This window comes from Rhodococcus sp. NPDC019050 (assembly GCF_055664235.1).
The window spans coordinates 121,375-145,881 of the sequence record NZ_JBVOON010000011.1 but is presented as its reverse complement, the minus strand read 5'-3'; the positions used below and the strand labels follow the sequence as shown (position 1 = coordinate 145,881).

Annotated in this window: 21 protein-coding genes and 2 pseudogenes; 10 read left to right on the top strand and 13 right to left on the bottom strand. The window is 66.2% G+C overall.

From position 1 onward, the window contains the following. Position 1: 1 nt before the first annotated feature. The 8 genes and pseudogenes from AC0B44_RS13545 to AC0B44_RS13510 all read right to left on the bottom strand — a co-directional run bounded on the left by AC0B44_RS13545 (position 2) and on the right by AC0B44_RS13510 (position 8,516). The gene (locus AC0B44_RS13545; protein ID WP_471903368.1) at positions 2–928 is read right to left on the bottom strand and encodes an alpha/beta hydrolase; all 927 of its coding nucleotides are present in this window, start codon (positions 926–928) and stop codon (positions 2–4) included. Next, positions 928–2,628: a thiolase C-terminal domain-containing protein gene (locus tag AC0B44_RS13540; protein ID WP_471903383.1), complete on the bottom strand. Its 1,701-nt coding sequence runs from the start codon at positions 2,626–2,628 to the stop codon at positions 928–930. Before AC0B44_RS13540 ends, AC0B44_RS13545 begins: the two co-directional genes overlap by 1 nt. Positions 2,629–2,657: 29 nt before the next feature. After that, positions 2,658–4,004: a cytochrome P450 gene (locus tag AC0B44_RS13535; protein ID WP_471903367.1), complete on the bottom strand. Its 1,347-nt coding sequence runs from the start codon at positions 4,002–4,004 to the stop codon at positions 2,658–2,660. 46 nt (positions 4,005–4,050) lie between these two features. Beyond that, positions 4,051–4,242, bottom strand: a complete 192-nt coding sequence (locus tag AC0B44_RS13530; protein WP_378606147.1) for a ferredoxin — start codon at positions 4,240–4,242, stop codon at positions 4,051–4,053. A gap of 85 nt (positions 4,243–4,327) precedes the next feature. Further along, positions 4,328–4,833: pseudogene (locus AC0B44_RS13525) on the bottom strand (SDR family oxidoreductase); the annotation flags it as partial. Continuing rightward, a pseudogene (locus AC0B44_RS13520) lies at positions 4,821–5,762 on the bottom strand (AMP-binding protein); the annotation flags it as partial. The pseudogenes AC0B44_RS13520 and AC0B44_RS13525, both read right to left, overlap by 13 nt. After that, complete coding sequence (locus tag AC0B44_RS13515) at positions 5,759–6,940, bottom strand: amidohydrolase family protein (RefSeq protein WP_471903366.1); 1,182 nt, start codon at positions 6,938–6,940, stop codon at positions 5,759–5,761. The pseudogene AC0B44_RS13520 and the gene AC0B44_RS13515, both read right to left, overlap by 4 nt. 28 nt (positions 6,941–6,968) lie before the next feature. Beyond that, positions 6,969–8,516 (bottom strand): AMP-binding protein, encoded by a 1,548-nt coding sequence (locus tag AC0B44_RS13510; protein WP_471903365.1) that lies wholly within the window; start codon positions 8,514–8,516, stop codon positions 6,969–6,971. Between the two features lie 132 nt (positions 8,517–8,648). Here AC0B44_RS13510 and AC0B44_RS13505 point away from each other — a divergent pair, with 132 nt between their 5' ends. Beyond that, a complete protein-coding gene (locus tag AC0B44_RS13505; RefSeq protein WP_471903364.1) occupies positions 8,649–9,365 on the top strand; it encodes an enoyl-CoA hydratase/isomerase family protein in 717 nt (238 codons plus the stop codon). Positions 9,366–9,674: 309 nt separating this feature from the next. After that, positions 9,675–10,394, top strand: coding sequence for a M23 family metallopeptidase (locus AC0B44_RS13500; protein ID WP_471903382.1), 720 nt, complete (start codon positions 9,675–9,677; stop codon positions 10,392–10,394). Positions 10,395–10,463: 69 nt separating this feature from the next. Here AC0B44_RS13500 and AC0B44_RS13495 read toward each other — a convergent pair whose 3' ends face one another. After that, on the bottom strand, positions 10,464–12,434 hold the full coding sequence (locus AC0B44_RS13495) for a M13 family metallopeptidase (RefSeq protein ID WP_471903363.1): 1,971 nt from the start codon (positions 12,432–12,434) through the stop codon (positions 10,464–10,466). A gap of 137 nt (positions 12,435–12,571) precedes the next feature. On the opposite strand from AC0B44_RS13495, the gene AC0B44_RS13490 reads away from it, so the two are divergent. Further along, complete coding sequence (locus tag AC0B44_RS13490) at positions 12,572–13,756, top strand: serine hydrolase domain-containing protein (protein WP_471903362.1); 1,185 nt, start codon at positions 12,572–12,574, stop codon at positions 13,754–13,756. Between the two features lie 16 nt (positions 13,757–13,772). Here the strand turns inward: AC0B44_RS13490 and AC0B44_RS13485 are convergent, their stop codons facing one another. Further along, positions 13,773–14,702 (bottom strand): PaaI family thioesterase, encoded by a 930-nt coding sequence (locus AC0B44_RS13485; protein ID WP_471903361.1) that lies wholly within the window; start codon positions 14,700–14,702, stop codon positions 13,773–13,775. Between the two features lie 92 nt (positions 14,703–14,794). Further along, positions 14,795–15,832 (bottom strand): sigma-70 family RNA polymerase sigma factor, encoded by a 1,038-nt coding sequence (locus AC0B44_RS13480; RefSeq protein WP_471903360.1) that lies wholly within the window; start codon positions 15,830–15,832, stop codon positions 14,795–14,797. A 338-nt stretch (positions 15,833–16,170) separates the two neighbouring features. Here AC0B44_RS13480 and AC0B44_RS13475 point away from each other — a divergent pair, with 338 nt between their 5' ends. The 7 genes from AC0B44_RS13475 (at position 16,171) to AC0B44_RS13445 (ending at position 23,738) form a co-directional block, all read left to right on the top strand. Further along, on the top strand, positions 16,171–17,565 hold the full coding sequence (locus AC0B44_RS13475; protein WP_471903381.1) for an ABC1 kinase family protein: 1,395 nt from the start codon (positions 16,171–16,173) through the stop codon (positions 17,563–17,565). 108 nt (positions 17,566–17,673) lie between these two features. Then, positions 17,674–18,483 (top strand): crotonase/enoyl-CoA hydratase family protein, encoded by an 810-nt coding sequence (locus AC0B44_RS13470; protein ID WP_471903359.1) that lies wholly within the window; start codon positions 17,674–17,676, stop codon positions 18,481–18,483. Positions 18,484–18,513: 30 nt separating this feature from the next. After that, a complete protein-coding gene (locus AC0B44_RS13465) occupies positions 18,514–19,671 on the top strand; it encodes an acyl-CoA dehydrogenase family protein (protein ID WP_471903358.1) in 1,158 nt (385 codons plus the stop codon). A 28-nt stretch (positions 19,672–19,699) separates the two neighbouring features. Then, positions 19,700–20,320, top strand: a complete 621-nt coding sequence (locus tag AC0B44_RS13460; RefSeq protein WP_471903357.1) for a TetR/AcrR family transcriptional regulator — start codon at positions 19,700–19,702, stop codon at positions 20,318–20,320. Next, on the top strand, positions 20,317–21,462 hold the full coding sequence (locus tag AC0B44_RS13455; RefSeq protein ID WP_471903356.1) for an acyl-CoA dehydrogenase family protein: 1,146 nt from the start codon (positions 20,317–20,319) through the stop codon (positions 21,460–21,462). Before AC0B44_RS13460 ends, AC0B44_RS13455 begins: the two co-directional genes overlap by 4 nt. Beyond that, the gene (locus AC0B44_RS13450) at positions 21,459–22,487 is read left to right on the top strand and encodes an acyl-CoA dehydrogenase family protein (RefSeq protein ID WP_471903355.1); all 1,029 of its coding nucleotides are present in this window, start codon (positions 21,459–21,461) and stop codon (positions 22,485–22,487) included. Before AC0B44_RS13455 ends, AC0B44_RS13450 begins: the two co-directional genes overlap by 4 nt. A gap of 27 nt (positions 22,488–22,514) precedes the next feature. Next, positions 22,515–23,738, top strand: a complete 1,224-nt coding sequence (locus tag AC0B44_RS13445; RefSeq protein WP_471903354.1) for a CaiB/BaiF CoA transferase family protein — start codon at positions 22,515–22,517, stop codon at positions 23,736–23,738. A 20-nt stretch (positions 23,739–23,758) separates the two neighbouring features. Here the strand turns inward: AC0B44_RS13445 and AC0B44_RS13440 are convergent, their stop codons facing one another. Both AC0B44_RS13440 and AC0B44_RS13435 read right to left on the bottom strand, forming a co-directional pair. After that, positions 23,759–24,163 (bottom strand): DUF302 domain-containing protein, encoded by a 405-nt coding sequence (locus AC0B44_RS13440; RefSeq protein ID WP_471903353.1) that lies wholly within the window; start codon positions 24,161–24,163, stop codon positions 23,759–23,761. Positions 24,164–24,220: 57 nt separating this feature from the next. Then, entirely contained in the window at positions 24,221–24,475 is a 255-nt protein-coding gene (locus AC0B44_RS13435) for a YgaP family membrane protein (RefSeq protein WP_471903352.1), read from the bottom strand. Positions 24,476–24,507 lie beyond the last annotated feature (32 nt).

Below are 24,507 nucleotides of genomic sequence, written 5' to 3'. Positions count from 1 at the left end.
GTCATGGGCTGACATCCGCGCGGTACTCGATGCACTCCTCGAGGAACGCGATCACGCGACGGTGGTAGGCGGGGGCGGCGTAACCGATGCTCAGGTTGTGCCCACCCGACGGCTCCACGTGGACCTGTACTCGGGGCGCCTCCGTGAACATTGCTGCAACATCATCGAGCGCGGACGGGTCGTTGCGCCAAACCTTTTCGTGTTCTGCGGCGGTGAAGTGCACCGGTACTCGAGTCTGCGCTGCGAGCGCGGGGAAGTTCTCCTGGGGCCAGGATGCTGTCACGACCCCTTCGTACGACGGGGTGGACGAGGCGATCTTCGCACCGCCGATGATGTCGGCCGGGTAGAGATCGGCCGGGGTCCAGAGCAGTTCGCCGACGCCGCGGGCATTCGCGTACCGATCCTTGGTACCGAAGATCTCGGCCGCGAGCGGGTGATGTTCGCGTCCGGTACCCGACAGTTCGAGACCGAGGATGTCGCCGTTGCGATCGTCGGCGGCCATCCGCATCGTCAATTCGCTTCCGACGGAGTGCCCCCAGAGGAACACACCGGCACCGCGCGGTCCGGTGCCGAGGAACGCGTCGATCGCCGCGTACGCAAGCTCGACCCTTCGCCCGGGTTCGGTCATGTCCTCGTGGTGCGGCCGGGAAGACCCGTAGCCGGGACGGTCGAGCGCCAGGACCGTGAACCCCTGCGCCACGGCCTCTCTCATCAGCGACAGTTCCGGGTGGTCGGGGCAGTCCCAGTACACGGACCGGGCGGCGCCACCGTGCAGCGCGACGATCACGGCGCGCGGCGTGTGGGCTTCGGCGAGCAGACCGGACATCGGGATGCCCTCGACATCGACGACGCGAGAGACGGGTGAGTCGCCTCCCGCGCCGTCGACGCGGGCCTCCTCGATCGGTGAGGTGTGGGGGTGAGCGGCCATCACGACTCGCTCCGGAGCAGCATCGCGCTGCCCGGGGTGAGCCCGCCGCTGCTGACGACGGCGACACGCGCATCGCGAACCTGACGGTCGCCCGCTTCGCCGCGCAACTGTGTGACCGCTTCGTGGACGAGGCCCATGCCGTGGGTGCGGCCGTGCGAGAGCTGACCGCCGTGCGTGTTGAGGGGGAGGATGCCGTCGCGCGCGATGTTCTTTCCTCCGTCGAGGAAATCTTTCGCTTCGCCGATCCCGCAGAACCCCAGCGCCTCGATCCAGGACAGGGCGTTGAAGCTGAAGCCGTCGTACAACTGGGCGACGTCGACGTCCTCCGGACGAAGCGACGTGCGTGTCCACAGATGCGCGGCCGGTCCGAGGACCTGCGGTTCGTGCGTGAGGGTGCTCTGGTCCCACTCGATGCGCTCGACGATCTGGGTTCCGACCGCTTCGACGCGGATGGCGGGCCGGGCGAGATCGCCGGTCGTTTCGGCAGCGGAAACGATGACCGCGACGGCACCGTCGCACGGGACGTCGCAGTCGTAGAGCCCGAAGGGAGTGGTCACCGGACGGGCGGACAGATAGTCGTCCATGGTCATCGGGTCGCGGTAGATCGCGGTCGGGTTGAGTGCGGCATTGGCCCGCTGGTTCAATGCGATCCAGCCGAGAGTCTCGCGGGTCGTTCCGTACCGGTGGAAGTGTCGCTGGGCGTTCTGGGCGAGTGTGTGCGCCGCGGAGACTGCACCGAACGGCATCATCCAACTCGTCGTGCGCCCACCGGACGGGGTGATGTCGCCCGAGCGCATCATTTCGCTGTAGGTGGACTCCCACAACGTCCGGTAGCAGAGCACGTGGCGTGCGAGCCCGCTCGCCACCGCGAGCATCGCGGCGATCACCGAGCCGCTGGGGCCGGGGGTTTCGAGCCCGCCATTGAACCAGGTGGGGCGCAGGCCGAGCGCGGATTCGAGTGCGCTGATGCCGCCCTCGCCGACTCCGACCAGGGGGCCGGCACCGGGGTAGGTCGACAGTCCGTCGATGTCGTCCATCGTCAGCCCGGCGTCGGCCACGGCGCGCTCGCAGGCCTCGATGGTGAGGGCGATCGGATTGACCATCATGCGGCGTCCGATGTCGGACATGCCGACACCGCTGATGGCGACTTTGTCCTCGAACTTGTCCTGAGTGACAGGGGGACGGATATGGAATCGGATCCGGTCCGGTTCGATCTCGTCCGTCGGCAGGGGAGCAGGGGGACCCTGCTCCGCTACCGGGCGGAAGAACGGAAGCCAGACGTCGCCGTCGGCTTCGAACACGACTTCCATGCGCATACCGAGTTCGAGTTGCTCGGCGTCGCATTCCACCGGGTTGGTCGTGAGCCGCACCCGGGGGTCTTCTTCCAGTGCGACCTGAGCGATGACGAACGGCGTAGGGAGGCCGGGCAGACCGAAGCGGTGGTTGACCGTGAATCCGATGAGTGTGGCGTATCCCGAGACGACACGTACACCCATCTGTTTCCCCCGGCAGTAGCGGCAGATCGGCTGAGGAGGATGGATGAGAGCCGAGCACGACTCGCATTCCTGTATCCGCAACCGGCCGTCCGCGCCCGATTTCCAGAAGAACTTGTTCTCCAGGGTCAGCTGGGGGAGGGGGCGTCCGGACGCTTTCGCCGGCGTGTCCCGTGTCCCTGCGTTCCCTGATTCCTGATCGACCACCGCTGTGTCAGCCACTTACCCGAGCGTCCTTACTTCTTTGCCGTGATGGGTGCTGCGAGTCCCTCTTCGTCGATACGGACCTGCAGCTTTTTCAGGGTCGCGTCGAGACCGGGGCCGATCCGCTCGCCCGGTGTGAACGTTGCGGGCAGGTGCCGCATCCCCTGGATGACTCCGATCGAGTCGTAGTGAACCGTGTTCTCCGCATCGCACTTGTAGTCCGGCATACGATCGAACACCGCGATCAGCATCCGCTTGAACACCGTCCGCGCCAGGTTCGAACCGATGCAGCGGTGTACACCCAATCCGAAGCTGAAGTGGCGGTTGCCCTTACGTTCGATGTCGACCGTGTTGGGTTCGTCGAACAGGGCCGGATCGCGATTGGCCATCGCCCACGAGAGCCAGATGCGCTCGCCTTCCTTGACCTGCGTGCCGCTGAATTCACAGTCCGCGGAGAAGGTCCGTCCGTCACCGGGTGTCGGAGCGAAGTAGCGCAGGAACTCCTCGGTGGCACTGTCGAGCAGGGCGTCGCGTTCTTCGCTGAGACGCGTCCGCTCGTCGGGGTTCTCGCCCAGCCATTCGAGCGCGTGTGCTGTCAGCGCGGTGGTGGTGTCGAAGCCGCCGCCGATGAGCAGGCTGAGAATGCCCAGCAACTCCATGTCGTCGGGCTTCTCACCGAGCACCTCGACATCGGCGATCGCGTTGATCAGACCCGGACGGGGGTTCTCCCGGATCTCGAACAGATTGGTGAGCAGGTCGATACCCATCGTGCGGTGAAGTTCACCGATGCGTGCGATGTCGGGGGAATCCGGCGGGGTGTAGATGGCCGCGTGGACCGGTTCGCAGTAGACCTCCCACTTCTCGATCGGGATTCCGAGCATCGCCAGTGTGATGACCGCCGGCACGACGTTCGCGAGGTCGTCGACGAAATCGAGTCGGCCGCTTTCGATCTTCTCATCGAGGCTGGCCTGCACGACCTCGTCGATGATGGGGATCCACTTCTGGATCGCAGCGGGGGAGAGATACGGGTTGAGGAGGGCCCGGAACTCGCGGTGCTCCGGATCGTCCATCTCGAGGATGCCGCCTCGCACGCCGGATGCGCGTTGTGCGGTGGGGATCATGATCCCCTTGTAACCACGACGGACTCCCTTGAGGTCGTGGTCGTTCGAGACGTTGGGCGAACGGACGATGTTGAACACCTCGTCGCTACCCGCGGCGACCCAGTGGCCGCCGTGGGTGTCCGACCATGCCATAGGGCATTTGGACTGCATTTCCTCCGTGATCGGCAGGAAGTTCTCGCGGTAGTCGGCGGCGTGCCGGTCGAAATTGAAGACCGGGGTCCGGTGGGAATTATCGGCAACGACGTCGTCGACACTCATGGTTTCCTCTCTCACGCTTCGCTTGAGGGTTTCGAAACGCTGCGGGTCAGGAGATCTGGACGGCCTGCTCCGGGCAGGACCGCGCGGCTTCCCGCACAGCCTCCTCGAGATGGGCCGGTACTTCTTCGACGACGGCTGTGGCGTGGCCGTCGATTTCACTGAGTTCGAATACCTCCGGTGCCGCCATGGCGCAGAGGGTGTGCCCCTGGCAACGTTCGGGATCGACTTTCACCTTCACGATATTTCCTCCCGGTTGAGGTTGAAATTGGTTGGCGCCCGGATATTCCCACGACCACCCGGGAAAGTCCCGCGCGTTGTGACGGTCAGATGTGGAAGTCGTACCACTTCAGGTACCCGCCACCGTCGACGCGCATCTGCATGCCCGTGACGTAGCGCGACTCGTCGGACGCGAGGAAGAGCACCATGTTGCTGGAGTCTTCGGGCTCGATGTAGGGATCGGCATGGCCTGCTGGACACCGAACACGGGCTCGGCGTCCGCGCGGGTCGGGTGCTCGAGGTCCGGACGGAACGAGCGGTACATCGGCTCGCTCTGCAGCATCTCCGTGTTGCAGTTGGTGGGATGCAGTGCGTTGACCCGGATCTTGCGGGGTGCGAGATGCGTTGCCAGTTCGTGCACCAGCTGGGCGATGGCACGCTTGGAGAACACGTAGGCGACCCCGCCGAGATCCTTACCGGGGACGTCGACCTTGGCCACATCCATCAGGGCGGCCGTCGAGCCGGTGGCGATGATGGAGCCGCCTTCGGTGAGATGCGGAAGCGCGGCGTGGATCGCGTTGAGGGTGCCGACGAGGTTGGTGTCGACGACATCGGCTCGAAAGTGTCGCCGGACCGGGACGCTGTGGCGGTGCCTGCCTCGCTGAGTCCGTATCCGGTCATGATGGTCCGGAAGGGCAGTTCGTCGGCGATGCGGCGGACCAGGTCGACGGGGATGTCCGCGGCGCCGGTCACCGCCGCCCGCAACGACGACAGATCCCGTGACCCGCGCGCCGCCAGGAGAGAGTGGTAGAGCGCCGGTGGACCGGGCAACATGGTGATTCGTTCTCGTTCCACGAGGTCGAGGACGTGGTCGACATCGAGGACGGGCACGGGAAAGACGGTGGCGCCCCGGATCATCGACGCGACGAGTCCGGCCTTGTAACCGAACATGTGGAAGAAGGGGTTGACGACGAGGTACCGATCACCCTTGCGGAGATCGGCGAGATCGCACCACTCCGAGAACATCCGCAGCGTTTGGGTGTGATTCATCATCACGCCTTTGGGGCGGCCGGTGGTTCCGGAGGTGTACATGATGTCGGCGACGTCGTCGCCGCTCAGCCTCCGCGCGAAGGGGTTGCCGCTACTCAGGAACCCGGACTTGAGGTCGAAAGTGGGTATGCCTGCGGGAGCGCGGAACTCGGTGTCGAGGAAACCGTTCTGAACCAGCACCAGCTTGGCGCCGCTGCGACGGATGATGTCGCCGGCCTCGTCTTCCCGGTAGCGCGTGTTGACGGGCACGAGAATGCCGCCGGCCGCGAGCAGTCCGAAGGCCGCGACGATCCACTCGGCAGAGTTGGGGGCCCAGATCGCGACCCGATCACCCTTGTCGATGCCGGCCGCGGCGAAAGCCCCGGCCGCGCGACGGATGCGCTCGGTGAGTTCGGTGAAGGTGATCCGGAGGTCCCCGTCGACGACCGCTTCGGCATCGCCGAAGCGGTCGTCCGTGCTGAGGACCATCTCGGGGATGGTCCGCCAGGTCATACCTTCAGCAGCCTCGCGAGATTGCCGCCCATGACCAGCTTCTGATCCTCCAGCGGAAGATGCTGGATGTGTTCGATGTAGCTGGTCGGTTCGGCCAGGCCCTCGGGGTGGGGGTAGTCCGAGCCGAAGAGCACGTGGTCGGCGCCGATGAGCGCCGTCAGCTTGCTGAAGTCCTCTTCCCAGAAGGGACTGACGTAGATGCTCTTCTTGACCGCCGCGACAGGATCCTGCATGCCGAAGCCTTCGGGAGCCTTCTTGAAGGTGTCTCCGAGGGTCTGTAGGACGTGCGGCAACCAGGACGCACCGTTCTCGATGACCGCGATCCGCAGTTCGGGGAAGCGGAACAACGCACCGTGGCACACCCAGGACGCGACGGCGTCCTGAATCGGCCGCCACTCGCTGACCATGCGGAACGCATTGGTGACGAAGGGCAGCATCTCTTCGCCGGTGCCGTCCCACTCCTGGTTGTACCGGGCGTAGCCGCTGTCGGACGAGTGCTGGGTGACCAGGACGTCGAGTTCGACGACGCGCTTCCAGAACGGGTCGAACTCGGGGAGGGCGAAGGAACGCGGACCCTTGTAGCCGGGGACCGGAGCGGGCCGGACGAGGATCGCCTTCGCGCCGCGCTCGACACACCATTCGAGTTCTTCGATCGCCTTGTCGACGATCGGCAGGCTGATGACGGGGACGGTGAAGATGCGGTCCTTGTAGTTGAAGCCCCAGGTCTCGTACAGCCACTGGTTGAGTGAGTGGACGACCGCGTGGATCAGTTCCGGATTGTCGCGCATCCGCTCCTCGACGAGGCTGGCCAGCGTCGGGAACATCAGGGTGCGGTCGATCTGAAGCTCGTCCATGAGTTCGAGGCGTGCGGCGGGTTCGCGGAAGGCATCGATCGCCTTCATCGGCTTGCCGAAGATCTCCCGCTTGCTCTTGCCCTCGGGATTGCCGTTCTTGAAGTAGTCCTCCATCGCTCCGGGGCGAGCGACCACCTCGAAGGTGGGGTTGGGGATGTACTCGCTGATCTGGTTGCGGATCGCGATCTTCGTGCGGCCGTCGACCTGCACGTACTTGATGGCGCCCTTGTACTTGTCCGGGAGGAACTTGGTGAGGGCTTCCTCGGTCTCGTACAGGTGGTTGTCCGCATCGAACAGCGGATACGGCAATTCTTTCGATGACATAGATCCTCCTTCTCCTGTTTTGAGAATACTATTCTCTTCCGTGGGAGGCCGCAATATCCCCGCGCACCCGGAACTTCTGGATCTTCCCGCTCGCCGTGCGGGGAAAGTCCACGACTTCGTGCAACTCCTCGGGCCACTTCTGCTTCGCGATTCCGGACTGCCGGAAGTGTTCGCGCACCTCGTCGAGCGTGGGCAGCGCGTGGCCCGGATGCAGGCGCAGGACGGCCGCGGCATGTTCGCCCAGTCGTTCGTCGGGGGCCGAGACGACCGCGGCCTCGGCAACAGACGGGAGAGTCAGCAGTACTTCCTCCACTTCGAGGGCGCTGATGTTCTCGCCGCCCCGGATGATGAAGTCGGCCTTACGGTCGGTGATGGTGAGGAAGCCGTCCTCGTCCAGCACTCCGATGTCGCCCGTGTGGTACCACCCGTCCTCGTCGAACATGCGGGCGGTCAGGTCGGGGTCGGTGTAGCCCATGCAGAGATCCGGTCCGCGGCTGAGGATCTCGCCGTCCTCGGTGAGGCGGATCTCGACACCCGGGGATACGCAGCCGTCGGTGAAGAGCCGCTTCTCGACGGGGTGGGTCACCAGAGAACTCGTGATCGACGGGTGCTCGGTGCTCCCGTACGCCCGGAACACGGTGATGCCGAGCGAGTCGAGCCGGCGGGTGACGGCGGCCGGAACAGTCGATCCGCCGAGGCCCGCGTACCTCATGTACTTCAGGTGCCGGTCGGGGTCGAAGTCGGGGTGATCGAGGAGGCTGGTGACGAAATAGGTCGCGCCGCCGCCGATGACCAGTCCGTCGCTCTCCATGAGTTCGATTGCGCGAGCGGGGTTCCAGACGTCGAGCAGATTGATGGGACTGTTGTCGAGCAGGGGGATCAGAAAGGCGTTGACCATGCCGATGAAGTGCCCGACCGGCGCACCGGTGAGCTGCCTGCCGCGGTCGGAGGGGTAGCGGGCGGTGAGTTGGCGCGTCTCGAATCCGAGTGTGCGGTGGCTGTGGACCACGCCTTTGGGGTCACTCGTCGTGCCGGAAGTGAACGCGAGCAGTGCCGGTGCCGCCGGGTCGGTCGGCAGCACGCCTTCGAAGGGTTCGGCGTCGAGTAGGTCGTCGAAATCGCGTCCGACCACGCCGACGATCGGGATGTCGGCGCAGAGGTCGGCCTGGTACTCGGTGTAACCGAACCGCTCGGCACACACGAAAACCTGGGGGGACGCTTCGCGGAGGATGAACCCGAGTTCCTTGCGGCCGTAGAAGTGCACGATCGGCACCACGGTCGCGCCGAGGAAGGATGTCGCCCAGAAGACGGCCGCCGCCTCCATCCAGTTCGGCAACTGGAATGCCACCGTGTCACCGGGGCCGACGCCGCGCCGGCGAAGCCCCGCTGCGAGACGCCGCGCGACGTTCTCCACCTCACCGACCGTTCCCGACCAGGGGCGCACGTCGGAGTGCACCCGGAATTCGATGTCGGGAGCGGCCTTCAATCCGCGCGCCAGCATGTCGCCGATCGTCTCGCGCGTCCACCAGCCTTCGTTCTCGTAGCGTTCGACCAATTCGGGGGGCAACTGCCGCATCGTGGGAGCTCCAAGGTCAGAGGGGTGAGACCGCTCCGGCCTGCTTCGTAGCTCTCGGAGTCGGCTGAGGCATCTTCGAGCATGTTATTCTCCGTTTTCCAGAATCCCAATATCAATTTGGAGAACAGAACTATGGTCGACCTCGAAGTCGAAGACGGACTGGCGATCGTCACGATCGATCGCCCCCACGCTCGCAATGCGATTGCGCCCGAGACCATGGATCAACTCGAGAAGGTTCTCAACGAGGCGGCGGGTGCGCGCGCACTGGTGATCCGGGGCGCCGGAGACAAGGCATTCGTGTCCGGCGGGGACCTGAAGGAACTGGCAAAACTGCGCACCCACGAGCAGGCCGCCGAGATGGCGCGCCAGATGCGGGCGATCTGCGATCGGATCGCGGAGTTCCCGGCACCCGTCGTCGCAGCACTCAACGGACATGCGCTCGGCGGAGGCGCCGAGGTCGCGGTGGCCGCGGATATCCGGGTCGCCGCCGCCGACATCAAGATCGGCTTCAATCAGTCCGCGCTCGCCATCATGCCGGCGTGGGGCGGGGCAGAGAGGCTGGCCGCTCTGGTGGGTCGGGGCCGAGGCCTGATGCTGGCGGGCGCGGGAACGATTCTGCGCGCCGAGGAGGCCGAGCGGATCGGTCTCGTCGACCGCGTCCTGCCCCGCGAGACTTTCGAAGAGGGGTGGCGCGCGCTCGGCCGGTCGCTCGCCAACGGGTCGTCCGCGTCGATCAAACGGGTGATGAGCGGTGCGACTCCCGCCGAGGCCGTCGACGCCTTTGCCCGACTCTGGGTCGCCGATGCGCATTGGGAAGCAGCCGAGAAGGTGATGAACCGGACACGCTGAAACCTTGTCCGAGAGTGATCCCGATCACTTTCGGTGTGAAACCTCCGAGACCTCGCGAATCGACTGAGGTTCGTGTGACTGCAGAGATCCCGAATTCGTAATTCGAAACACGTTTGGCAACGGTTGTGTCAAGGCGCCACGCCGTAAATGCCCGGATACGACGTTATCGTGATGCTGTCGTAATCACTTCGTTACCAGGGGACGAGCCAAAGGAATCCTGCTTTGTCACACACATCGGAACACCAAGACCACACCACCCGTGCACCCCACGGCCTCACCAAGGCTGCACGCGTCGGCCGGTGGGCGGCCGTGGTCATCGTCACCGGTGCTGTCACGGCAGGCGGAGCAACGGCTGCGAGCGCAGCCGGCGGACCCTACGGAACAGACACCCCCGCATGGACGGGTACCGGTTCGATCGTCCTGTCCACCGCACCGCAAGTACTGAAGGTCGCCGGACTCGAATCGGCCGATTACGCAGGAAAGCTGCAACGCGCAGCCGAACGCGACGCGCAGCGAATCTCCGACGAAATCGCCGCACGGCAGGCTGAAGCCGACCGTATCGCGCGGGAAGAAGCCGATCGGGCGGCCGCAGAACAGGCTGCTCGCGAAGAGGCTGCGCGGCGCCCCGCCCTGGCATTCCCGGCCGCGGGAATCCTCACCTCCGGTTTCGGCGCTCGCTGGGGCACCAACCACAACGGCATCGACGTCGCCAACGCGATCGGAACGCCCATCGTCTCCGTCACCGACGGCGTCGTGATCGAAACCGGCCCCGCGACGGGATTCGGCCTCTGGGTGCGGGTTGCTCAGGACGACGGCACGATCGGCGTCTTCGGGCACATCGACCAGTCGCTGGTCTCGGTCGGGCAGCACGTTCGCGCCGGCGAGATCATCGCGACCATGGGTAACCGGGGCCAGTCCACCGGACCGCACCTCCACTACGAGGTGTGGCTGCCCAACGGCGTCAAGACGGACCCGATCCCGTGGTTCCATGCCCGCGGTATTCCGGTGCCCGGCGCCAGCCAGGGCTGAGGTAACCGGGACTGCAAATCCACCGAACGCCCCCACATCCGGGACGGATGTGGGGGCGTTCGGCATCGGTCACCAGATCTTCACACGCTCCGACGGATCGAGGTAGAGGGCATCGCTCTCGCGTACATCGAACGCCTCGTAGAACTCGTCGATGTTCCGGACGACACCGTTGCACCGGAACTCCGGCGGCGAGTGCGGGTCGACAGCAAGCCGGCGCAAAGCCTCTTCGTCGCGAACCTTGGTGCGCCAGACCTGCGCCCAGCCGAAGAACACGCGCTGCAACCCGGTGAGTTCGTCGAGCACAGGCGCCGGTCGGCCGCCGAGCGCGATCGCGTACGCCTTCAACGCGATCGAGAGCCCGCCGAGGTCGCCGATGTTCTCACCGATCGTGAAGCTTCCGTTGACGTGGTGCCCGGGTAGCGCTTTCGGCTCGAACTCGTCGTACTGTGCGATGAGTTGTGCGGTGCGCTTACCGAATTCCGCGCGGTCCGAATCGGTCCACCAGTTCTCGAGGTTTCCGTCGCCGTCGTACTTGGCGCCCTGGTCGTCGAAACCGTGGCCGATCTCGTGTCCGATAACCGCGCCGATCCCGCCGTAGTTGGCGGCGTCGTCGGCGTGCAGGTCGAAGAACGGCGGCTGGAGAATCGCTGCGGGGAAGACGATCTCGTTCATCCCCGGGTTGTAGTAGGCATTCACCGTCTGCGGAGTCATGAACCACTCGTCGCGATCGACCGGACCCCCGAGCTTGGCGAGATCACGGTCGTACTCCGCGGCATATCCGCTGCGGTAGTTGCCGACGAGGTCCCCGGCTGTGACGGTGACCGCCGAATAGTCACGCCACTTGTCCGGATATCCGACCTTGGGCGTGAACTTGTCGAGTTTGCGGAGCGCCGCCGCGCGCGTCTCCGGGCTCATCCACTCGAGGTCGGTGATGCTCTGCCGGTACGCCTCTTTGAGGTTCTCGACCAGTACCTGCATCCGGGTCTTCGCCTCGGCGGGGAAATGCTGTTCGACGTAGATCTTGCCGACTGCCTCGCCGAGCAGGTCCTGCACCAGCGACACCCCCCGCTTCCAGCGAGCGCGGATCTCGCGGGTACCGGTGAGTTCGCGCCCGTAGAACGCGAAGTTCTCGTCGACGATCGCCGAGGTGAGATACGGCGCGCGTGCCCGCAGGACCCGCCACGTCGCCCACGCCTTCCAGTCGTCGAGGGATTCGTCCGCCCACAACCGCGCGAACACGTCGAGGAAACTGGGCTGCCGCACCACGATCTCCGACCACTGCTCGGTGGTCGCACCGGTCGCGGTGATCCAACCGGTCCAATCGAACTGCGGATGATCGGCGACCAGCGAATCCAGGGTGATCAGGTTGTAGGTGAGGTCCGCGTCGCGGCGTTTGACGACGTCCCAGTGCCCGGCCGCGAGCGCGGTCTCCAGCGCGACGACGCGCGCGGGGTCGAGGTCGAGGCCGGCGAGGGCGAACATGCGGCCGATGTGGTCCGTGTACGAGGCCCGGATGTCGGCGTACCGGTCCTCCCGGTAGTAGGACTCGTCCGGCAGACCGAGCCCGCCCTGGGCCACGTGCATCAGATACCGCTGGGAGTTCTTCGAGTCGGTGTCGACGTAGTGTGCGAGCGCCCCGCTGACCCCGGTCCGCTGCAGCGCACCCAGCACCGATGCGAGCGCAGTGCGGTCGGGTGCCCCGGCCACGGCGTCGAGTTCGGCGGAGATCGGAGCGAGGCCCGCGGCCTCGATGGCGTCGGTGTCCATGAAACTCGCGAACAGGTCGCCGATCTTCTGGGCGTCGGTGCCCGGTTCGGCACCGGAAGCGGCAGCGTCCTCGATGATCGAGCGGACATCGGCCTCGGCTTTGTCGGCGAGTGTGCGGAACGCGCCGTCGAGCGCACGATCGGCCGGAATCTCGTGTTCGGCGAGCCACCGCCCGCTGACGTGCTCGAACAGGTCGTCCTGCGGGCGAACATGCTGGTCGACGTATTCGAGGTCGATACCGGAGCGGGTCTCCGAATGTGGGGCGATGGTCATGTGGTCCATCCTTACACCGATTCCGCAGCGGATGCAGGCGCCTCCGAACGCGGAGAACTTCCACGCCGGTGGTGCCGGGCTCCTACCATCGTGCGAGAAGTAGTGGTTGGGGACGTCAGCGGTAGGAGCACGCTCGCATGACCCAGAACGACATACCGGCCACGCAGATGGTGGTCGACCCGCGGTTCATGCCGGTCGCGGATTTGTTCTTCCGGATGTTCTTCTCGCCGGGTCAGGGCGGTGGCGCCATGACGTGTTATCTGGACGGCGAGTGCGTTCTCGACATCTGGGCGGGATGGGCCGCGCGGGACCGGCGCTGGAACCACGACACCGTGGCCCTGTCCTTTTCGACCGGGAAGGGTGTCGCCAGCACCGTGCTCCACCGGCTCGCCGAGCGGGGACTGGTGAAGTACGACAGTCCCGTGGCGGAATACTGGCCGGAGTTCGCCGCCGCGGGCAAGGACACCATCACCGTGCGTGAGCTGATGTCCCACCGCGCCGGTCTGCACAAGGCGCGGGGCCTCGTGCCCGGACGGTTCGGTCTGCTCGATTCGGACGCCGTCGCCGTCGCGCTCGCCGCAGCGCCTCCCGATCGGCGCCGCACGACCGGTCCCGGATATCACGCCGTGACGTACGGAAACCTCGTTGCGGAGGTCGCCGCGCGCGCGTCCGGGTCGTCGTTCGAAGAACTCATCCGGACCGAAATCGCCGGGCCGCTCCGCACGGAGGAGTTCTGGTACCGGGTTCCGCAGGACCAGCGCTACCGAATCGCAAGGGTGTTTCCCAAGGTCAACTTCCTGCCCGCGCCGTGGTCGATAGCGGGCGCCGTCCTGGCCAGGACACCCGGCCTGCGCGGACTCGCCGAGGCCGGTATGGCGGAGGGCTTCGACGAATTGATGCGCAGTCCGCGGGCCCACGATTCCGTCATGCCCGGCTGGAACGGCGTCTTCACCGCGCGGGCCCTGGCCCGGATGTATGCGGCGATCGCAGGCGGCGGGAAGATCGACGGTGTCCGCCTGCTGAAGAAGGACACCGTGGCACAGATGCTCGAGGTGCAGACCCGGCATCGCGACTACGTGCTCGGCATCCGGGCGAACTGGCGTCTCGGCTACCACCCGGCCTGGGTCGCTCTGCGGCAGCAGCCGCTCCGATCCGTCGGGCACTACGGCTTCGGCGGCTCCGGTGCGTTCGCGGACCCCGAGACGGGCTTGTCCGTCGCGTTCGTCACCAACCGGATGGGCAACGCGTTCACGACGCTGTCGGACGGGCGTTTCCCGCGGCTCGGCGCGGCAGCGGTGACTGCCGCGCGCCGAGCCGCGTGACCACGCGCGTGCGGTCCTACGCGCCGGGGAACAACTGAGCGTTGGCATGGGCACGCACATACACCGTGCCGTCGGCACCCGAGAGAACCGTCTCGATCGAGGCGAGGCGGCGACCGGCGCGGGTCACCTCGGACCTGAGCTGCACGGCAGGGCCGGGAACGGCAGGGGAGCGCAGGTAATCGGCGCTGATCTGAAGGAGCCGGTACCGTCCGCCGACGCCCGTGAGGGTTTGCGCCGCGAGACCGGACACGATCTCGGCCATCGCCATGAGCACGCCTCCGTGGATGGAGGCGATCGGATTGGCCATCCATGCGCGCGGGACGATCTCACCCTCGACCGCGCCGCGCCGGACGCCTGTCAGGGTCAGGCCCAGCAGTCCCGCCAGCGGGCCGCGCGGCAGCGTCTCGGCGGCGATTCCCTCGACGATCTCGAGCCCCGGCAGTTCTGCGAGAACTCCGGTGTCCGCCCACGTCTCGGGCTCGATGTCGGTGACGGCGGCATGAGTGGTGTCCGGTGCCCGCAGAGCGTCGGACGGCGCGCGGCCCACCACGATCGACCGTCCGGTGAGGTGCATGACCGGGTTGCCGTCGTCGTCGAACATCGTTGCTTCGGCGAGGCCGGTGGTGTCGTCGAAGTACACACTCCGTCCGCGCCCCGAGACCGTGCCCGCGACGGGGAATGCATGCGCCGACGAGGCGGTGATCTGGGACATCACGGACTGCGGCCGCTCGCCGGTCGCCTGCAACCGCCCGACGGCGACGGCCGCGCCCACCGATACGTCGGTGAGGACGCCGACCGAGCCGATCGTCGTCTGCCCACGGTGGTCGAAGAACCGCGGGCCGACGGGCTGGGAGACGGTTATCTCGTTGTCCCCGACGATCGAGAGGGCGATGCCCGTGAACGAGGTGGGTCTGTCGAGCGGGAAGGGCGCCGCGTCGGTGATCATGCCCCCTTCTCTATCAGGGGCGCTGAATCAGGGGATGTCGTGGGTGGCGGTGTTACCGCGACTCGTGACGGTGTTGCCCGGAGAACGTGCCGTCAGCGTCGGGCCGGCGGGAACTCCGGCAATCCGAAACGGGCGAACAACGCGGTCGTGTCATCTGCGAAGAAGACGGTCGTGTGCGCGACTTTCCCGCCGACAATGTCGAGCACCTGAAGCTGAAAAGGGCGATGCCGGCCGTCCTCCCCGATCATGTAGAGCCCGAGAGCGGGCTGACCGTTGGCGACGGTCGGGAGCATCACCTGGTCGCCCGGACCCTTTGCCGGGCAGTTGATCTTGATGAGTCTGACGATGGCGTCGGCACCCTGGTACCAGCCGTCGAACGGCGGCATCTCCCAGATGGCGTCCTTCGTGAGCATGTCGACGAGCGAGTCGATGTCGTACTTCTCGAAGCCCTCGACCCACCGTTCCAGCAGGGCCTTCGCTTCGGCGCTGTCGGGTTCGGTGAGGTCGTCGTCCGAGGTGACCTGGGCTTCCTTGAGCTGTGCCCGGGCACGTTGCAGCAGGCTGTTCACGGCGGCGGTGGAGGTGTCGAGAGCGGCCGCCACCTCTGCGGCGCGCCATTGGAGGACGTCGCGCAGCAGCAGCACCGCGCGTTGCCGGGCGGACAGGTGTTGCAGCGCGGCGACGAAGGCAAGTCGGATCGAATCCCGGGAGGCAACGATGGTGGCGGGGTCGGACGGATCGTCCGAACGTCCGTCGTCGGTGTAGGTGCCGGGGATGGGTTCGAGCCAGGGCACCTCCTGGCGGACGACGAGATCGTCGGCCGGGTCCGAACTGGGTGCGCCCAGGCCGGTGGGCAGCGGGCGACGTTTGCGTCCCTCGAGTGCGGTCAGGCAGACGTTGGTGGCGATGCGATGCAACCAGGTGCGCAGCGACGAGCGGCCACCGAAGTTGTCGTAGCCGCGCCACGCGCGGAGATAGGTTTCCTGCACGAGGTCTTCCGCATCGTGGAGTGAGCCGCTCATCCGGTAACAATGCGCGAGAAGCTCTCGACGGAAAGGCTCGGCCAACCCCATGAAATCGGTCTGGTCGGCCGCATCGCCGGAGAGGTCGTCGAGGAGTTGTTCTGCCATACCGCACCCACCCTGAATCGTCGGCCCGAACGACTACCCGTCAAAGGGTAGTCGGGGGCACCGACACTGAACACCCTGAGAAATACCCTGAGAACTCACGTTCGAGTGTTCGTGCCTCTCGATCCTGAGGAACTCTCCGGGTACCGTGCTCCCACAGCCGCGCCGTGGTGAGCGCGTGGGGATGGAGATGGGGGCACGCGGTGCAGGATCACACCCTGCGCGACCAAGCGTCGGTGACGGAGGCGTACCGCTCGATCGCCCCGGAATCACGTCCTGACTGCTGCGGTAGCGCAGGCGAGGAGAACGCGGATGTGGCGCAGCTACCGATTCCCGGTCCCGTGGGACCGTGTTCGGGTGGCCCGTCGCCCGAGGCGTTGCGCGTCGACAGGCCGCCGCTCGATCGATTCGGACTCGCCGAACTCGGACGTGCGGTGGTGGTGGGCGTCGTTCTCGTGACGTTCGTGTTGTGGGCGGTGCTGCGCTGGGCGGTGCAGCGCTGGGTAGTGCGTGCGCGCACACGCAGCGTCGTCGTCGCTGCCGCGCACGGCACGGTCGACGCGTTCGAACACCTCGGGCCCACGTTCGTGAAACTCGGTCAGCTGATCGCCTCGTCGCCGGGGCTGTTCCCGGCCCCGCTCGCGGATGCCTGCCTGCGCATGCTGGACGACGTCCCCACCTTTCCGTCCGCCGAGGCGCGCGCGGTCATCGAAGAAGATCTCGGTCACCCGATCGACGAGCTGTTCACATCGTTCGAGGACGTACCGCTCGCCGCGGCCTCCGTCGCCCAAGTACACGGATGCGTGTTGCGCGACGGACGCCGCGCGGTCGTGAAGGTTCAGCGGCCCGGAATCGCCCGTCGGATGCTCGTCGACCTGCGTGCCGCATACATGGGTGCCCGACTGCTCCAGGTGTTCGAGTTCTTCCGGATCGCCAACACACCCGCGATCATCCGCGACCTCTACAACGCGACCATGACCGAACTCAACGCCACGGTCGAGGCGGACCGGCAGGATCGGTTCCGCCGCAACATCGGTGCCTTCGGCGACAACGCCTTCGTGACCGTCCCCGAGGTCTACTGGGACTGGTGCGGTCCGCGGGTGATCTGCATGGAGCGCCTGAGCGGTCGTCCGCTCGACCGCGTTCTTCCGGATCAGGAAGGTATCGACAGTGCACTGCTCGTCCGGCGCGGTGTGAAGGTCTGGATCGAAGCGGTGCTGTGCCACGGGCCGTTCCACGGTGACGTGCACGCCGGCAATCTGTGGCTTCTCGACGACGGCCGGGTCGCGCTGCTCGATTTCGGGATCGTCGGTGAACTGCCCGAGAAGTGGCGGATGCTGCTCCGGGAGTTGTTCCGCGCGGCGCTGCTCGACGGCGATTTCACGGAGGTCGCGCGAAGTATCCGGGCACTCGGGGTCGCGGCAGATCTCGATGTCGACGACGTGGAGGTGGGCCGTCAGGTGGCCGAAACCTTCGGTCCGCTCCTGGGCAGGGACATGGGGGAGTTGCGGCTCAGCGAACTGATCGGTGCTCTCGTATCCCTGGGACGCAAGTGGAACACCACGAGTCCCGAGGAACTCGTCCTCTTCGGCAAGCAACTCGGGTACTTCGAGCGTTATGCCACGGCGCTGGCACCGGGATGGGTGCTCGGGCAGGACCCGTTCGTGTTCCGCAACGTCTTTCCCGACGAAGTGCGCATACGAATCGCCGAATCGGGCATGAGCCTTCCCGACTGACCGTATGCCGCCCAAGTCTTTACAGTCGCCCACGTCACCCGTAGTTTAACGATCGTTCGACCAAAATTTGGTGCGAGCCGTATCGGCGACGGAAGGACCACACCCCACATGTCGACAGCGCAGGACGTCGTACTCAGCGAGCGCAACGGAAACGTCGTCACGTGGACGATCAATCTCCCCGACGCCCGCAATCCGATCTCGGGCAACGACGTCGTCGAGCGCCTCGTGCACCTTGTCGACGAAGCGAACAACGACATCGACACCCGCGTCGTGATCCTCACCGGTGCCGGGTCCGCATTCTCCGCCGGCGGCAATGTGAAGGACATGGACGAACGCGCCGGCATGTTCGCCGGTGCCCCGCATGCGCTCCGCGAGGGGTACCGCCGCGGCATCCAGCGGCTGCCCAAAGCCGTGTACCACTGCGAAGTGCCGATCATCGCTGCCGTCAACGGCCCTGCCGTGGGGGCAGGATGCGACCTCGCGATGATGTGCGACATGCGGATCGCCTCGACGAAGGCGTTCTTCGCCGAGAGTTTCGTCAAGCTCGGCATCATCCCCGGCGACGGCGGCGCCTGGTTGCTGCCCCGCGCGGTCGGCGCTGCCAGGGCGGCGGAGATGGCGTTCACCGGAGACCGGGTCGACGCCGCGACCGCACTCGAGTGGGGCATGGTTTCCCAGGTCGTCGAACCCGAAGAACTTCTCGCAGCGGCGGGCGCACTCGCCGAGCGGGTGGCGGTCAATCCACCCACCGCGCTGCGGATGACGAAAAAGCTTCTCCGCGAAGGACAGCGCGTCGACCTCGACACCCTGCTCGAGCTGTCGGCGTCCCTCCAGGCACTGTCGCATCACACCCAAGACCATCGTGAGGCCCTCTCCGCGTTCCTCGAACGCCGCCCCGGCAACTTCACGGGCAACTGACCGGCCTCCCCCCGTTCGAAGGACGGATCCATGCAACGCACGATCATGACCGAAGAGCACGAACAGTTCCGGAAAATGCTGCGCGACTTCATCGAAAAGGAAGTCGTGCCCCATCGGGAGGAGTGGGACGAACTCGGACGTCCGCCGCGCGAATTCTTTCGGCGGCTCGGTGAACTCGGCGTCCTGGGCATCCAGGTCCCCGAGGAATTCGGCGGCGGCGGGGAAACCAGCTTCATCTACAACGCGATCGTTTTCGAAGAGGTCGCGCGCGCCGGGGTCTCGTTCGGCTCGTACACCGTCCATGCCTGCCTGATCCTGCCGTACCTCCTCGAATATGCCACCGAGGAGCAGAAGAGACGCTGGCTACCGGGATTCGCAGACGGTTCGATCATGACCGCGATCGCGATGACCGAACCCGGAACCGGCTCCGACCTCGCCAACATCGCGACCACCGCGAAACTGTCCGAGGACGGTTCGCACTACATCGTCAACGGAGCGGAAACGTTCATCACCGGCGGGATGACCGCGGATCTGATCCTCACGGTGTGCCGGACGTCGCCGTTCGATCCGGAGGACCGCCGGGGCGGCCTGTCGATCATCGCGGTACCCACCGACACCGAAGGATTCTCCGTCGGCCGCAAACTCGACAAGATCGGTCTGCACCAACAGGATACGGCCGAACTGTCCTACAACGACGTCATGGTTCCGGTCGAGAACCTTCTCGGCGAGGAGGGTGCCGGCTTCGGGTACCTCACCCACAACCTGCCGCAGGAACGCCTGAGCATCGCGCTCAACCAGGTCGGATTCGCCGAGGCGGCGATCGCGCACGCCGTCGCATACACCAAGGACCGCAAGGTTTTCGGCAAACCGGTCGCCGCATTCCAGAACACCAAGTTCGTGCTCGCCGAGTGTTCCGCCGAGACCCAGGCCGCCCGCGTCTACGTCGACCACTGCCTCGAACTGCTCGACCGCAAGGAACTGAGCGTCGCCGACGCCGCCCGCGCGAAACTGTTCTGCACCGAGGTCGCCGGGCGCGTGATCGACAAATGTCTCCAACTGCACGGTGGCTACGGGTACATCACCGAGTACCCCATCGCGCGCTTGTACGCGGACACGCGCGTGACCCGGATCTACGGTGGAACCAGCGAAGTCATGAAGACGATCATCTCGAAAGACCTGGGGCTGTAGGCATGTTCGGCGGCGTCGAGGGGCTGTCGTGAGAGCGCCGTCGGCAAAACAGCGGGTTTTCATCGAGGCGGGCCGCAGAGAGTTCGTCCGCAACGGGTACGGCTCCTCGTCGATCCGGACCATCGCGCAGGAGGCCGGGGTGAGCCTGTCCGCCCTGTACTACCACTACAAGAACAAGCAGGAGCTGCTGCTGGCGACCCTGATCGACGGTGTCGACACGTACGACGCGGTCTGCGACGCCGAACTCGCGAGGGCCGGAAGCGATCCGGTCGAGCAACTGCGCGCCTTCGTCCGAGGGAACGTCAAGTTCCGTACCGAGTTTCCCGACCAGGGCCGAATGATCGCCACCGAGGTGCGCAACCTCGAACCGCAAGGCGCACGACTGTACGAGGAGCGGCGCAGGGCCGGTCGTCGCCGGATCCGCGACATCATCGATGCCGGTGTCGCGGAGGGTGTGTTCACGACCGGCTTTCCCGACGACTGCCGACGTTCGATCCTGGCGATGACCTCTGCGATAGCGAACTGGTACGACCCCGCCGGTCCGGATTCGCCCGAGGTCATCGCCGAACGATACGCAGAACTGTCCTTGAATCTGCTGTGCCCGGGCGGCGTTCCGGTGTCGGCAATCGACGGAAGAGATCAACGATGAGCACACGGTTGGTGCCACAGGCCGGACCGGCGGATGCCGCACTCACGGAACTGCGCACCCGCGTCCGCACCTTTTTGAACGAACAGGTGGACGCGGGGGTGTTCGTGCCCGGTGTCGACACGTGGCTGACCCGCTGGGATCGCGATTTCACCCGCAGCCTGGCTGCCCAGGGATGGGTCGGGATGACGATTCCGGTCGAGTACGGCGGCCACGGACGGACCTTCATGGAACGTTTCGTCGTCACCGAGGAACTTCTGGCGGTCGGTGCGCCGGTCGCCGCGCAGTGGGTGGCCGACCGGCAGGCAGCACCGTCGCTGCTGAAGTATGGGACCGAGGAACAGAAGCGGCGGTTTCTCCCCGGCATCGCAGCGGGGGAGATCTGCTGGGCCATCGGCATGTCCGAACCCGAATCGGGCTCGGATCTCGCCAGCGTCAAGACCAAGACGACGCAGGTCGACGGCGGGTGGCGAATCACGGGCACCAAACTCTGGACGTCGGGTGCCCACCACGCAGACGCGTTCTTCGCGCTCGCGCGATCGGCCCCTCTCGACCCGGCACACAGGCACGACGGCCTGAGCCAGTTCATCGTGCTGCTCGATTCGCCGGGTGTGACGATCCGGCCGATCCTGTCGATGTCCGGCGACCACCACTTCAACGAGGTGCAACTCGACGACGTCTTCGTCCCCGACGACCTCGTGCTCGGCACGGTCGGCGCGGGCTGGGAGCAGGTGACGAGCGAACTCGGTTACGAACGCAGCGGTCCGGAACGGTTCCTGTCCACCTTCGGCGTGCTCGACGGCCTCGTGCGATCGGTGGCGGACTGTGTTGTCGAGCCGGACCACAGGATCGGAGCCACGATCGCGCGCATCGTGGGTATGCACCACATGTCCACCGCGGTGTCCGAATCCCTCGAGCGCGGCGAGAACGCAGAACTCGCGGCGTCGGTCGTCAAGGTTCTGGGCACGAAGACGGAGGGGGACATCGCCGACCTCGCCGACGAGATCGTCGGGTACACCGCCACCGACGACCGACTCCGCAGCCTCGTCCGGGCGGGCGTCATGCAACGGCCCGGCTTCACGCTGCGCGGCGGAACCAGCGAGATCCTGCGCGGGGTCATCGCACGAGGATTGGGAATGAGATGACCGAGCCCACCGAATTGCGCGACTTCGCGCAGATGCTGTCCGAGGTTTTCACTGCCGGAGACGACCACCGTATCGGCGATGTCGTCGAGTTCGACCACGCGCTGTGGTCCACGCTCCGCGAACTCGGCCTCGACCGGCTGACAGGCAGCGAATCCGCCGGCGGCAGCGGCGCGGGCTGGACCGAAGCGGCGCTGCTTCTCGGCGCCGCCGGACGTTCCGCCGCTGCGGTGCCCGTGGCGGAGAACGACCTGCTCGCGGGGTGGTTGCTCGAACTGGCCGGTCTCGGAGAGGGGAGCGCGGTACGCACCGCAGCGCTGCTGGACGAGAACGGTTGTGCCCGGCACGTGCCGTGGGCGCGGTTCGCCGACACGATCGTCGTGCTCTGGCCGGCCGCCGACGCATCCTGGCGGGTCGCGGAGGTGGCCCGCGAGGAACTCGACCCGACCGAGGACGTGAATCTCGCCTCCGAACCGCGCGATCACATCCAGGTCGACACCTCCGCACTCGGCGGCACCGAAGTACCGGGCACACTCGCCGAAGAGTTCCGGTACCGCGGCGCACTCGCGCGGGTACTCGCGTCGGTCGGTGCGATGGACCGGATCCTCGAACTCGTCGTCGAACACACCACCGCGCGTGTGCAATTCGGGCGTCCTCTCGCGAAGTTCCAGGCGGTGCAAGCACTGGTGGCCGACCTCGCGGCCGAGTCCGCGCTCGCCCATGCCGCCGCCGATGCTGCCGTCGTCTCGGTCGACACGCACGGTTTCGGCAGTGCCGGAACCCGATTCGCGATCGCTGTCGCGGCGTCGTGCAGCGGTCACGCCACAGCCGTGATCGTGCGGAACGCGCACCAGGCTCTCGGTGCGATCGGATTCACGATGGAGCACGAACTGCATCGCCACGCGAACAGAATTCTCTCCTGGCGCAGCGAATTCGGGACGGTGGCCTCGTGTGATGCCGAAGTTCTGTCCACAGCGGTCGCGTCGGGCGACCTCTGGCCGCTCGTCACCGACGGCCCCACCGGCTGACGCCTCACCTCACGAAAGGACGTTTCCGTGACGAGCAATCGACCGGATCCTGCAGGCGCCGGTGACAGCGCGCAACTGCCGCTCGAAGGCTTCACGGTGGTGAGCCTCGAACAGGCTGTCGCGGCACCGCTCGCCACCCGGCACCTCGCGGATCTCGGGGCGCGCGTCGTGAAGGTGGAACGGGTCGGTGACGGCGATTTCGCGCGGGACTACGACAGTGCGGTGCACGGTCTCGCCGCGCATTTCGTCTGGCTCAACCGCGGCAAGGAATCGTTCGCGGTGGACCTGAAGTCCCCGGCCGGGATCGAAGCCGTCAAGTCGCTGGTCGCCGGTGCGGACGTGTTCGTGCAGAATCTGGCTCCCGGTGCCGCGGAGCGACTAGGCCTCGGCGCGGAGGTGCTCCGCGCCGGCCATCCCGAACTGGTCGTGGTGAACATGTCGGGATACGGCACCGAGGGGCCGATGCGAGACCGGAAGGCCTACGACCTGCTGGTGCAGTCGGAGACCGGTCTGTGCTCGATCACCGGGACCCCGGAGACAGCCGTGAAGACGGGCATCCCCACGTCCGATATCGCGGCAGGGATGTACGCGCTGACCGCCATCCAGGCGGCTCTGCTGCGCAGGCATCGCACGGGTGTCGGCGCGATCGTCGACGTGTCGATGTTCGACGCGACAGCGGAATGGCTCGGCTACCCGATGTACCTGCAGATGTATCAGGATCGGCAGGTGCCCCGGATGGGACTGGCGCATACGTCGATCGCCCCGTACGACAAGTACCCGACGTCGGACGGCGAGATTCTCATCGGCGTGCAGAACGACCGTGGCTGGCGCACTTTGGTGGCCGAGGTGCTGGGATTGCCCGACCTGGCGAACGACCCTCGGTATGCGACGAACGTCGAACGCGTACGGCGACGCCACGAGGTCGACAAACTGGTCGGTGATGCGACGAGCCGCCTCACCGCCTCCGATCTCGACGAAAAGCTTGCCGCCGCAGGCATTCCAGCCGCACAACTACGTGATCTGCGGGGGCTCATAGAGCACCCGCAGATCACGTCACGCGATCGGTGGCGCGAGGTGGACACCGAAGCGGGCACCGTTCACGGATTGCTGCCGCCGATGAACTTTCGCGATGTCGAACTCCCGATGCGGCCCGTGCCCGCACTCGGGCAGCACACCGACATGGTGCTCGCCGGGCTGGGCCTGACGGACGCGCAGATCGCAGGACTGCGCGATGCGGGGATCGTCGGCTGACGTGACCCGGTGCTCTGTGCTCAGTGCTGAGCGGCGAGCGTGTCGATCGCGGCCTGCAGGCGCTTTCCGGCGTCCTCGGCGACAGGCTCGAGTTCGGGTTCCCCGGTGACTTGCACCATCAACTGTGGGTTCATCGCTTCCACCAGGACAGTGCCTTCGACGGCCGGATCCTCGCGCACGACGACGTTGCAGGGCAGCAGTAGTCCGATCTGACGGTTCACTCCGACCGCGCGGTGTGCGAGCGGCGGGTTGCAGGCGCCGAGGATGAGGTAACGCTCCATGTCCTCGCCGAGCTTGGCCTTCAGGGTGGCCTGCATGTCGATTTCGGTGAGCACGCCGAACCCTTGTTCCTGCAACGCGGTTCGGGTCTTGTCGACCGCGTCGTCGAAAGTGGTCCGAAGTGTCGCGGACAGTGCGAGTTTCATGATCGGTCTCCGTTCGCCCCGAAGGGCTGTATCAGTGGGTTCCGGTGGCCGTCGGCCTCAGTGGGTTCCGGTGGCTGTCGGCGAGATGCGGCAACTCGCCCGCTCCAGGCCGGCCTTCTGCATGATCAGGCTGGCGGGGCACCATCCGGCGGCGGAGTAGAAGACGAGGTTGGCGCCCACGAATCCGGTGAGAATCAGCCACCAGGGCGAGAAGGCCAGTGTCAGTGCCACGCTCAGTAGCACCATGATGCCGGCCATGAGCGGAACGACGCGCTCGACGGTCCAACCCTCGTGTCGGGGAAGCTTGTTCACCGAAAGTCCCTCTTCTTGCTGTCGTCTTTTTT